Genomic DNA, 11,865 nt, shown 5'->3' on the forward strand with positions numbered 1-11,865 from the left:
TTCACTGCTGCTTGGCCAGGTAATCGGTCAGAAAAGCCTGCGAATCACCTTGGCGCGACAGCCCCTCGGAGTAGCCAACCGGCAACGGTTGCGGCTCACCCGGCAGGTAGAGCTCGCCGCCCCAGCCGCCCTGCACGATCAACACGACAAACTTGTTGCCATCGACCGTCGTCCAGTAGCGGGTGTCCTTGGCGGTTTTCTCGACCTGCATTTTCTGAATGCGCATGTTCCAGTCGTGATCGACGCCTTCGACCTGGACCAGCGCCTCATTGGCGGCCCGCTCGCCAATGCGCAGCGTCCATACCTTGACGCCCTCGGTGCCCATATAGGCCTTGACCTGTTCGGCTACTGCAGGCCGTTGTTCGGCATGTGCCTGGCCTAGCCAAAGCGTGAGCGATGCCACCAGCAAGGCAGCCCATTTACGATAAGCGAACATTTTTTCCACCATGATGCGAAACGATCGATCATTGAAGACAGCTACGCCGGCACTGCCAACCCCTGTGGCCGGTTCGCACAAAAGATGAACCGCCGCGCACAATGGCTGTTGCCAAAAATGTGCGCGCGTTACCATTTATGCTCATGCCGCCGCCAACCAAGGACGTAGCGCCCATGCGATCGACCAGCCCCTACCTGGACACCTCCTTTTCCTTCGACAGCCCCGGCTCGCTGGCCGACGCCGGCGTGCTGGACAGCGGCAAGGCGCAAATCATGGGGCGTGCAACCGGGCATTATCGGGCGCAGACCGTGCACGCGGGGCTGCAGTACTTCGATTGCAACCTGCAGTTTCCCGAACCGTTGCAAATCGACAAACTGCTGCCGCAAAGCCTGTGCGTCGTCCACGTGTTCGACGGTGCCTGGCAGCACAAGGTCGACGGCACGCTCAACCATTACGCCCCCGGCCACTTGCACCTGCTGGGCCTGGGCGAAAGCCTGGAAGCGCAGGACCAGTTGCCTGCTGACAGCCATGCGCGCATGGCTGGCGTGCGCATTGCCGGCGACTACCTGCATGAGCTGGCGCGGGACGATGCGCAATTGCTACCCCTGCTGGCCTTGACCGCAGACGGCATGCGCTTCGATCAACTCCCCCAATGCCCCGCCGTCAGCCGCTTGCTGCAGCAGCTGTACCTGTCACCCTATACCGGTGGGCTACGGCGCCTGCATTGCGAAAGCCTGAGCGTGGCCGTGGTGCTGGAGCTGGCGCGCCACTTGATCGGCCCTGTACAAGGCACGAAAAACCCGGACCGCGGGCTGCGCGACCTGGTCATCGAAGCGCGGCGCCTGCTCGACACCCAATTGGCCACCCCACCCACCGCCGCCAGCCTTGCACGCCAACTGGGCGTGGGCGAGACCACCTTGCGCCGGGCGTTCCGCGACGAATTCGGCCGGCCAATGCTGCAGTACGTGCGCCAGCAACGCCTGGAGCAGGCCCGCACCCTGCTGCTGGAAAGGCGCTGGCAGGTGTCGCAGGTGGCCTACCAGGTCGGTTATGCCAACCCTGCCAATTTCTGCCATGCCTACAAGGCCTATTTCGGCCACCCGCCTGGCAGCGAATAGCAGTTTTTCCCAGGCAAAAGAAAAGGGCCTGCAATGCGGCCCTTTTCGTTCAACGCCAGAGAGGGATCATTCCCACTCAATCGTCGCCGGCGGCTTGCTCGACACGTCATAGGTCACGCGCGAGATGCCGTCGATTTCATTGATGATACGGCCGCTGACGGTTTCCAGCAGCTCGTACGGCAGGTGTGCCCAACGCGCGGTCATGAAGTCCACGGTCTCCACGGCACGCAGGGCCACGACCCAGGCGTAGCGACGGCCGTCGCCGACGACGCCGACCGACTTGACCGGCTGGAACACCACGAAGGCCTGGCTGGTCTTGTGGTACCAGTCGGCTTTGCGCAGCTCTTCGATGAAGATGTGGTCGGCACGACGCAGGATGTCGGCGTATTCCTTCTTCACTTCACCAAGGATACGCACACCCAGGCCTGGGCCCGGGAACGGGTGGCGGTAGACCATGTCGTACGGCAGGCCCAGCTCCAGGCCGATCTTGCGCACTTCGTCCTTGAACAGTTCACGCAGCGGCTCGACCAGCTTGAGGTTCATTTCCTCCGGCAGGCCACCGACGTTGTGGTGCGACTTGATCACGTGGGCCTTGCCGCTCTTGGCGCCAGCCGACTCGATCACGTCCGGGTAGATGGTGCCCTGGGCAAGGAACTGGATGTTTTCCAGCTTGCTGGCCTCGGCATCGAACACGTCGATGAAGGTGCGGCCGATGATCTTGCGCTTCTTCTCCGGGTCGGCTTCGCCTTCCAGGTTGTCGAGGAACTGCTTTTCAGCGTCGGCGCGAATGACCTTGACGCCCATGTTCTCCTTGAACATGGCCATCACCTGGTCACCTTCGTGCAGGCGCAGCAGCCCGTTGTCGACAAATACGCAGGTCAGCTGGTCGCCGATGGCGCGGTGCAGCAGCGCGGCAACCACCGAGCTGTCGACGCCGCCAGACAGGCCCAGCAGGACGTTGGCCGAACCCACTTGTGCACGCACCTGGGCGATGGCGTCTTCAACGATGTTGGATGGGGTCCACAGGGCCTCGCAGCCACAGATGTCCTGCACGAAGCGGGACAGGATGCGACCGCCCTGCTTGGTGTGGGTCACTTCCGGGTGGAACTGCACGCCGTAATAGCCGCGGGTGTCGTCGAACATGCCGGCGATCGGGCAGCTTGGGGTGCTGGCCAATACATGGAAATTGCCCGGCATCTGGGTGACCTTGTCGCCGTGGCTCATCCACACGTCCAGGCCCAGTACGCCGTCAGCGTCGATGTGATCTTCGATGCCGTCGAGCAGGCGGCTCTTGCCGACCACGTCCACGCGGGCATAACCGAACTCACGCAGGTCGGAACCTTCGACCTTGCCGCCCATCTGTTCGGCCATGGTCTGCATGCCGTAGCAGATGCCCAGCACCGGCACGTTCAGGTCGAACACTGCCTGCGGCGCGCGCGGGCTGTTGGCTTCGTGGACCGACTCGGGGCCGCCGGCGAGGATGATGCCGCGCGGGTTGAATTCGCGGATCGCTTCATCGTCCATGTCGAACGGGTGCAGCTCGCAGTACACGCCGATCTCGCGCACGCGGCGGGCAATCAGCTGGGTGTACTGGGAACCGAAATCGAGGATCAGGATGCGGTGAGCGTGAATGTCGAGGGCCATGACTCAATCTCTGATGCAGTTGCAAGCGTCAAGCCGCAAGCTGCAAGTTGATCGGGGAGAACGCGGTAGTCGCTGCAGCGCAACTACCGCTTGTAGCTTTAAGCTTGTCGCTTACCGCTGGGGGCGTTAGCCGACGCGGTAGTTAGGGGCTTCTTTGGTGATCTGCACGTCATGCACGTGGGACTCGGCCATGCCGGCGCCGGTGATGCGTACGAACTCCGGCTTGGTGCGCATCTCTTCGATGGTTGCGCTGCCGGTGTAGCCCATGGACGAACGCAGGCCGCCCATCAGTTGGTGGATGATCGCCGCCAGCGCACCTTTGTACGGCACACGGCCTTCGATGCCTTCCGGTACCAGCTTCTCGGCACCGGCCGAGGAGTCCTGGAAGTAACGGTCGGACGAGCCTTGCGCCTGTGCCATGGCACCCAGCGAGCCCATGCCGCGGTAGGCTTTGTAGGAACGGCCCTGGAACAGCTCGACTTCACCTGGCGCCTCTTCGGTACCGGCGAACATCGAACCCATCATCACGCAGGAAGCACCGGCTACGATGGCCTTGGACAGGTCACCGGAGAAGCGGATGCCGCCGTCGGCGATCAGTGGCACACCGGTGCCTTCCAGTGCAGCGGCAACGTTGGCGATGGCGCTGATTTGCGGCACGCCGACGCCTGCAACGATACGGGTGGTGCAGATAGAGCCCGGGCCGATACCGACCTTGACCGCGTCAGCGCCGGCTTCGGCCAGGGCCTTGGCCGCAGCGCCGGTGGCGATGTTGCCGCCGATCACCTGCACCTGCGGGTAGGTTTCCTTCACCCAGCGCACGCGGTCGATCACACCCTTGGAGTGACCGTGGGCAGTGTCGACCACCACCACGTCAACCCCGGCAGCAACCAGGGCGGCTACGCGCTCGCCGGTGTCCTTGCCAGTGCCGACGGCAGCGCCGACGCGCAGGCGACCTTGGTCGTCCTTGCTGGCCAGCGGGTAGGCCTTGGCCTTTTCGATGTCCTTGACGGTCATCATGCCCTTGAGGTTGAACTTGTCGTCAACGATCAGGACTTTTTCCAGGCGGTGCTTGTGCAGCAGCTCGCGCACTTCGTTCTTGTCGGCGCCTTCGCGCACCGTGACCAGGCGCTCTTTTGGCGTCATCACGTCGCGGACCTTGGCGTCCAGGCGGTTTTCGAAGCGCACGTCACGGGAAGTGACGATGCCGACCAGGTCACCGTTGGCCAGCACTGGGACGCCGGAGATGTTGTTCAGGCGGGTCAGCTCGAACAGGTCGCGCACGGTAGCGTCGGCGTCGATGGTGATCGGGTCCTTGACCACGCCAGCCTCGAACTTCTTGACCTTGCGAACTTCGCCGGCCTGCTGCTCGATGGTCATGTTCTTGTGGATGATGCCGATGCCGCCTTCCTGAGCCATGGCAATGGCCAGGCGCGCTTCGGTCACGGTATCCATGGCGGCGGAAACCAGCGGAATGTTCAGCTCGATGCCACGAGTCAAACGGGTCTTGAGACTGACTTCATTGGGCAGTACCTCGGAATAGCCAGGTACAAGGAGGATATCGTCGAAGGTCAGGGCTTCTTGGCTGATACGCAGCATCGCGGGGGCTCCCGGGCGGGAAAAATGGAAGCGCGCCATTATACTCATGCACGGCGCGCCGCTCAATGTAAATCAAGCTTCAAGTTACAAGCGGCAAGCTACGAGAGTCGTCAGGCATACAGGCCGCTTTTTCTTGAAGCTTGCGACTCAAGGCTTGCAACTGACTTGCACCACCGTCACCGGCTGATCGAGCCAGTCGGCGAAGCTGTCGAGAAAGGCCTGGGTAAACCCGGCCTCGCCCCAGTTGTTGAAGATGAACCCCAGGTTGGAAAAGGCACATGGCTGCAGGTAAATGAAGCCATTGATGTCATCTTCGAAGCCGCACAGCGGGCAGGTGAAGTTGTCACTGACCGCCGGCATCCATTCTTCCAGGCTTTCGAACAGCGGCTCGCCCACCTCGCGCCGGCACTGCGGGCAGCCGGCTTCTTCAAGAAACCCTTCGGTGGGGGTATAAATGCAACGCTTGAGCACCACTTCCAGGCCGTTGGTCTGCTCGCCAAAAGGCAACAACTCAGGCCGCAGGGCTACCTTGCGGGCGCCTGCAGCCAGGGCGTGGCCCATGCGGTTGCCGGTACGGCCACAGGTGCTCAGCTGCTCCTCGACCACTTTCTCGCGTACCAGCCAGCGCACGATGGCACGGGCGCGGGCTTCGTGCACCGGCACGGTAGACAGCTTGGGAACGATAATGCTCTGGGTGTTCATGAACGGTACAAGCCTGCAAAACTGCGGTAAGGGCGCAATTCTACCGCTCAGGCGCCGAGGTAGCGACCGATCAGCGCCAAGCCGCTGGCCAGCACCAGCCAGGTGACCAGGCGCACAAAGGCTTCGCGCGACAGCCTGTGGGTCAGCCCACGGCCGACCCACAAGCCGATGAACATGACCGGCAGCAGGCATGCAGCCAGCAAGAGCAGGCTCTGGTCGGCGTAAACACCGGCGACCAGGAACAATGCCAGGCGCACCACCGTGCTGCAGCTGATCAGCGCGCTCTGGGTGGCGCGCACCTGTTCCTTTCGTTCCAGGCGTGCACTCAGGTACAGCGCATAAAGAAAACCGCCGCTGCCGAACAGCGCCCCGAACAGCCCGCCTGCCGTACCCATTGGCACTGCCCAGAAACCCGACAGGTTCGCCGGCCGTACTCTGACCGCCAGGCTATACAGCGCGTAGGCCGTAACGAACAGGCCCATCAACAGCAACAGCACGTCAGACTGCAAACGCAGCAGGAACACCACGCCCAACGTGCAGCCCAGGGCCATGAACGGCAACAGCCGCAGCAACTCGCCGCGCACCACATCACGGCGCGAAGGCAGCAGGTTGCCGAAGGCGGCGACAAAATCGAGCAACACCAGTAGCGGAATGATTCGTGACAACGGCATGAAATGGATCAGCACCGGGCCCGCCACCAGGGCCGTGCCGAAACCGGCAATGCCAAAGACGACGTAGGCCACGCCGACGCCGAGCAGGATGGGCAGCCAGTCAAGGCCGGTGAGCGACAGTTCAGTGAGCATGGCAGCAGTTCCAGGGAGCATAGGCAAAGGTTAGCCAGCTGAAAGCCATGCCGACTAATATGGCTTTATCGCCAAAGCCATCTCGAAAAGGCATGACATGACGTCCATCCGCCAGTTGCGTTACTTCGTGGAAATCGCCGAGTGCGGCAGCTTCAGCGGTGCCGCTGAACGCCTGTTCATCGCGCAGTCGGCACTCAGCCGGCAGATCAAGGAGCTGGAGCAGCAACTGGGCACGCCATTGTTCGAGCGCACCGCCCGCCTGCCGCGCCTGACCCCGGCCGGCCAGGCGTTGCTGGAGCGGGCACGGCGCCTGCTGGCCGACCTGGCGCAGGCAGAGCGGGTGACCCGCGATATTGGCCAAGGGTTGCAAGGCAGCTTGCGCCTGAACCACTCCAGCACCGTCCCGTTGACCGGCCCGCTGCTGGCGCGTTTGAGCGGTTACCTGCACGCTAACCCGGGGGTTGCACTGGACATCGCCCAGCAGTCGTCGGAGGCCCAACTGGAAGACATCGCGGCGGGGCGGCTGGATATCGGCCTGTTGCGCTTGCCGGTGCTTCGCCAGCATGAAGGCGTGGTGCTGCATGAACTGTTCAGCGAGCCCTTGCTGCTTGCGGTGGCGGCCGGGCATCCGTTGGCCGGTGTGGCGCAGGTGGCGCTGCAGCAGTTGCGCGACGAGCGCTTCATTTCCATTCCGCACCGTGAGCGCGGCGGGCTGAGCTACCTGGCAGCCTCGTTGTGCATGGATGCGGGCTTTTTCCCGCAGGCGGCGCAGGTGCTGTCGCGCAAAACGACCCAGTTGCAGCTGATCCAGGCAGGTTTTGGCGTGGCGCTGCTGCCGCAATGCATGCGCGACATTGCGCCGGCCTCTATCAGTTTCGTCACCCTGGAGGGGGGCCGGGAAAGCACCGTGGCCCTGGCGTGCCGGCGCGATGCAGAGCAATTGGTGCGCCAGTTCGTGGCCGCGATGAAAGATCACGGCTAGCCCGCAACGCCCGGTAGGGTATGATGCCGGCCATGATCAGAGACCCTTTCGAACGACTCGGCCTGGACCGCGAGGTCCTGACGGTCAGCCAACTCAACGGCCGCGCCCGCGTGCTGCTCGAGGACGTGTTCCGCAGCGTGTGGGTGGAAGGCGAGATTTCCAACCTCGCCCGCCCGGCGTCTGGCCACATGTACTTCACCCTCAAGGACAGCGGTGCCCAGGTACGCTGCGCCCTGTTCCGGCAGAGCGCCACGCGGGTGCGCCAAGCGCTGCGCGATGGCCTGGCGGTGCGGGTGCGGGGCAAGGTTTCGCTGTTCGAGGGCCGGGGTGATTATCAGCTGATTCTCGACACCGTCGAGCCGGCGGGGGATGGCGCGCTGCGCCTGGCATTCGAGGCCTTGAAGGAAAAGCTCGGTGCCGAAGGGCTGTTCAGCGCCGAACGCAAGAAGCCCTTGCCTGCCCACCCGCAACGCATCGGTATCATCACCTCCCCCACCGGCGCGGTGATCCGCGACATCATCAGTGTGTTCGGCCGCCGCGCCCCGCAGGTGGAACTGAACCTGATTCCCACGGCGGTACAGGGCCGCGAGGCCATCGCACAGATCGTGCGTGCCATCCGCCTGGCCGACGGCCTTGGCTTCGATGCGCTGATCCTGGCCCGTGGTGGCGGCTCGCTGGAAGACCTGTGGTGCTTCAACGAAGAAGCCGTGGCCCGCGCCGTGGCTGCCTGCGTCACACCGATTGTCAGCGCAGTCGGCCATGAGACCGATGTGTCCATCAGCGACTTCGTGGCAGACGTTCGCGCCCCCACTCCGTCTGCCGCCGCAGAGCTGCTGGCGCCCGACAGCAGTGGTATTCGCCAACGCCTGGACGGGCTGCAGCGGCGCTTGTTGCTGCGCATGCAGAACCGCCTGAGCCATGACCGCCTGCGCCTGGACTCGCTGACCAGGCGCCTGCGCCACCCAGGTGAGCGCTTGCGCCAGCAGGCCCAGCGCCTGGACGACCTGGACATGCGCCTGCGCCGGGCGTTCCTGCTCAGCCTCAACCAGCGCCGTGAGCGTTTGGCGCGGGCAGAAACCCGCCTGGCTGCGCAACACCCGGGGCGCAACCTGAAACTGCTGGCCCAGCGCCTGGACAGCCTGGCCGAGCGCCTGCCACGGGCCATGCGCGAACTGCTCAAGGACCGCCGCCAGCGCTTCCAGGCCCAGTTGCAGACGCTGCAGGTGGTCAGCCCGCTGGCCACACTGGCGCGCGGCTACAGCATCCTGCTCGACGACCACGGCCAGGCGATTCGCAGCGCCGAACAGACCCGCAACGGCCAACGCCTTACGGCACGCCTGGACCAGGGCGAGCTGCTGGTGCGCGTGGAAGACAATCACCTGACTCCGGTCACCCTTTCGCTATTGGACTGACACATGCCCCGCCTGCTTGCCTCCCTGTTCGCCCTTTCCCTGTTACTGCTGGCCGGCGGCGCCCAGGCCAGTTACATCACGCGTGCGCTGAACAAGCCGGTGCCCGGCGGCGTGGCGGTGGTCAACCTCGGCCCTGCCGCCAGCGCCCCCGAAGCGCGCTTCGACGGCAAGCCGGTGCTGGTGGTCAAGGAGCAGGAGAACTGGTTGGCCATTGTCGGAATCCCGCTGACCCAGAAGCCGGGTACTGCCCTGCTCAGCCAAGGCGGGCGCAACCTGCCGTTCAGCGTGGGTAGCAAAAAGTACCCCGAACAGCGCATTACCCTGAAGAACACCCGCCAGGTCAACCCGAACCCCGCCGACCTCAAGCGCATCGACCGCGAGCTGGCTGAGCAGATCAAGGCCTACCGCAGTTTCAGCCCTGCCCTGCCCAGCAACCTGATCCTCGACAAGCCGGTCAACGGCCCGTTGTCGAGCAAGTTCGGCGTGCGTCGCTTTTTCAATGGCGAGGAACGCAACCCGCATGCCGGGCTGGACTTCGCGGTGCCGGCAGGTACGCCCATCAAGACCCCGGCCAATGGCAAGGTGATTCTGGTGGGGGATTACTTCTTCAATGGCCGCACGGTATTCGTGGACCACGGCCAGGGCTTCATCAGCATGTTCTGCCACATGTCGAAGATCGATGTGCAGGTGGGGCAGCAACTGCGCCGGGGCGAGGTAGTCGGGCGCGTGGGCTCAACCGGCCGGGCTACCGGGCCGCACATGCACTGGAACGTGAGCCTGAACGATGCGCGGGTGGATCCGGCGATTTTCATCGGCGCGTTTCAGCCCTGAGACCGCAGCGCCAGACTCGCCGACAAACCCCGCCTCCACAGCGTTCCAGCCCTGTGACAGTGCTGTGGAAGCTGGCTTGCCGGCGATGAGGCGAGAATTGGTCAACGGGGTTCCACTGTGTTGCGCCAGCTAAAACTACCGCGCAACAATGAACAACCCCACGGGTGAATCCAGCCATAAAATCTCGCTCATACGCTTTTTTTAAGCATTCCTCTCAATTTTTTCCGAACGCTTGCCATCCCCCACCCCACTGGTTAAGTTTGAAGGCATGAAAACCTTCAGCACCCTCATCCTGCTCCGACAACATCGCAGCCTCAGCCTGGTCAGCGCACGACTACCAGGCTGAATCGCGTCGCCTCGCCTCTTCATCTTGTTATCGCTCGGCAGGCCCGATTTCGGCCGCACACAAAAGGATTGCTTCCATGTCCATGCTCAAAGACCCTTCGAAAAAATACCGCGCCTTCCCGACTATCGACCTGCCTGACCGCACCTGGCCGTCGAAGACCATCACCGCAGCGCCCATCTGGTGCAGCTCCGACTTGCGTGATGGCAACCAGTCGCTGATCGAGCCGATGGATTCGGAGAAGAAACTGCGCTTCTGGAAGACCCTGGTCCAGGTGGGCGTGAAGGAAATCGAAGCGGCGTTCCCGTCTGCCTCGCAGACCGATTTCGACTTCGTGCGCACCCTGATCGAAGACGGCCACATCCCGGACGACACCACGATCCAGGTGCTCACCCAAGCCCGTGAAGACCTGATCGCGCGTACCTTCGAGTCGCTGCGTGGCGCGAAAAAGGCCATCGTCCACCTGTATAACGCCACCTCCCCCGCGTTCCGCCGCATTGTCTTCAACCAGGACAAGCAAGGCGTGAAAGACATCGCGGTGAACGCCGCCAAGCTGTTCGTCAAGTATGCCGCCCAGCAGCCCGAAACCCACTGGACCTTCCAGTACTCGCCAGAAACCTTCAGCGCGACGGAAATGGAATTCGCCAAGGAAGTGTGCGACGCGGTCATCGAGGTGTGGAACCCGACGCCAGAGCACAAGGTCATCCTCAACCTGCCGGCCACCGTGGAAGTCTCCACGCCGAACATCTACGCCGACCAGATCGAATGGTTCTGCCGCAATGTCAGCCGCCGCGACAGCGTGATCATCAGCCTGCATTGCCACAACGACCGTGGCACCGGCATTGCCGCCACCGAACTGGGCCTGATGGCCGGTGCCGATCGCGCCGAAGGCTGCCTGTTCGGCAACGGCGAGCGGACCGGTAACGTCGACTTGGTGACCTTGGCACTGAACCTGTACACCCAAGGTATCGACCCGCTGCTGGACTTCTCCGACATCGACGGCGTGCGCAAGGTGGTCGAAGAGTGCAACCAACTGCCCGTGCACCCACGCCACCCTTATGTCGGCGACCTGGTACACACTGCGTTCTCCGGCTCGCACCAGGACGCCATCCGCAAGGGCTTCGCCAAGCAGCAGGAAGGCGAGCTGTGGGAAGTGCCGTACCTGCCGATCGACCCGGCCGATATCGGCCGCAGCTACGAGGCGGTCATCCGCGTCAACAGCCAGTCGGGCAAAGGCGGCATCACCTACCTGCTCGAGCAGGAGTACGGTATCAGCCTGCCGCGCCGCATGCAGATCGAGTTCAGCCAGGTTGTGCAGGGTGAAACCGACCGTTTGGGCCTGGAAATGACCGCTCAGCAAATCTACAGCCTGCTGCACAAGGAATACCTGCAGGCCAACGCGCCATACGCCCTGGTCAGCCACCGCCTGCAGGAAGAAAACGGCCATAGCGCCGTGGAAGTGGAAGTCGCCGGCGAAGGCGAAACCACCCTGCACTGGCGCGGCAAGGGCAATGGCGCCCTGGAGGCCCTGGTTGCCGGCCTGCCGGTTGCCGTGGAGATCATGGACTACAACGAGCACGCGATTGGTGCTGGCACCAACGCCAAGGCGGCGGCCTACATCGAGTTGCGCGTGGCCGGTGGCCGCCCGGTGCACGGTGTGGGTATCGACGAAAACATCACCACCGCCAGCTTCAAGGCACTGTTCAGCGCCCTGAACCGCTCGCTGAGCCAGCAGGAAGCCAAAGCGGCCTGAGCCCTGCCTGCTGAATGAGAAAGCCCGCATCGTTTGATGCGGGCTTTTTTGTTGGCCCTGTACTGGCCCTATCGCTGGCAAGCCAGCTCCCACGGGGATTGCATCAGGGCTGACAGGTGTTTGCCACAAGGTATGCAGCGCCTGTGAGATCGAGCGCCGCCCGCGCGGCGCATCGCGAGCTGCGCTCGCTCCTACGTTTGTTTCGGGCCAATTATTCCTGTGGGATTTGCGCGCGAACGCCTTGG

10 protein-coding genes are annotated in these 11,865 nt (G+C 63.4%); 5 read left to right on the forward strand and 5 right to left on the reverse strand.

Going from position 1 to position 11,865, the window contains the following annotated elements:
* Position 1: 1 nt before the first annotated feature.
* Positions 2-436, reverse strand: coding sequence for a hypothetical protein (locus QME24_RS09545; protein WP_029885518.1), 435 nt, complete (start codon positions 434-436; stop codon positions 2-4).
* A 173-nt stretch (positions 437-609) separates the two neighbouring features.
* Here QME24_RS09545 and QME24_RS09550 point away from each other — a divergent pair, with 173 nt between their 5' ends.
* On the forward strand, positions 610-1,554 hold the full coding sequence (locus tag QME24_RS09550) for an AraC family transcriptional regulator (protein ID WP_029885519.1): 945 nt from the start codon (positions 610-612) through the stop codon (positions 1,552-1,554).
* Between the two features lie 66 nt (positions 1,555-1,620).
* On the opposite strand, the gene guaA is transcribed toward QME24_RS09550, so the two are convergent.
* The 4 genes from guaA to QME24_RS09570 all read right to left on the reverse strand — a co-directional run bounded on the left by guaA (position 1,621) and on the right by QME24_RS09570 (position 6,299).
* Positions 1,621-3,198, reverse strand: coding sequence for a glutamine-hydrolyzing GMP synthase (gene guaA, locus QME24_RS09555; protein ID WP_009683420.1), 1,578 nt, complete (start codon positions 3,196-3,198; stop codon positions 1,621-1,623).
* A gap of 126 nt (positions 3,199-3,324) precedes the next feature.
* Positions 3,325-4,794: an IMP dehydrogenase gene (guaB, locus tag QME24_RS09560; protein WP_003255025.1), complete on the reverse strand. Its 1,470-nt coding sequence runs from the start codon at positions 4,792-4,794 to the stop codon at positions 3,325-3,327.
* A 147-nt stretch (positions 4,795-4,941) separates the two neighbouring features.
* Positions 4,942-5,496: a hypothetical protein gene (locus QME24_RS09565; protein ID WP_029885520.1), complete on the reverse strand. Its 555-nt coding sequence runs from the start codon at positions 5,494-5,496 to the stop codon at positions 4,942-4,944.
* Positions 5,497-5,543: 47 nt separating this feature from the next.
* Positions 5,544-6,299 carry a sulfite exporter TauE/SafE family protein gene (locus QME24_RS09570; protein WP_009683418.1) on the reverse strand — a complete coding sequence of 252 codons (756 nt, stop codon included), beginning with the start codon at positions 6,297-6,299 and terminating at the stop codon, positions 5,544-5,546.
* 97 nt (positions 6,300-6,396) lie between these two features.
* Between QME24_RS09570 and QME24_RS09575 the strand changes: the two genes are divergently transcribed.
* From QME24_RS09575 to leuA, 4 genes are all read left to right on the forward strand, one after another.
* A complete protein-coding gene (locus tag QME24_RS09575) occupies positions 6,397-7,281 on the forward strand; it encodes a LysR substrate-binding domain-containing protein (RefSeq protein WP_212624442.1) in 885 nt (294 codons plus the stop codon).
* A gap of 32 nt (positions 7,282-7,313) precedes the next feature.
* Positions 7,314-8,693, forward strand: coding sequence for an exodeoxyribonuclease VII large subunit (gene xseA, locus QME24_RS09580; RefSeq protein ID WP_281690826.1), 1,380 nt, complete (start codon positions 7,314-7,316; stop codon positions 8,691-8,693).
* 3 nt (positions 8,694-8,696) lie between these two features.
* Positions 8,697-9,524 (forward strand): M23 family metallopeptidase, encoded by an 828-nt coding sequence (locus QME24_RS09585; protein ID WP_054905386.1) that lies wholly within the window; start codon positions 8,697-8,699, stop codon positions 9,522-9,524.
* A 422-nt stretch (positions 9,525-9,946) separates the two neighbouring features.
* On the forward strand, positions 9,947-11,620 hold the full coding sequence (gene leuA / locus QME24_RS09590; RefSeq protein ID WP_009683414.1) for a 2-isopropylmalate synthase: 1,674 nt from the start codon (positions 9,947-9,949) through the stop codon (positions 11,618-11,620).
* Positions 11,621-11,865 lie beyond the last annotated feature (245 nt).

This window comes from Pseudomonas sp. PARCl1 (assembly GCF_947311875.1).
Taxonomy (GTDB): domain Bacteria; phylum Pseudomonadota; class Gammaproteobacteria; order Pseudomonadales; family Pseudomonadaceae; genus Aquipseudomonas; species Aquipseudomonas juntendi.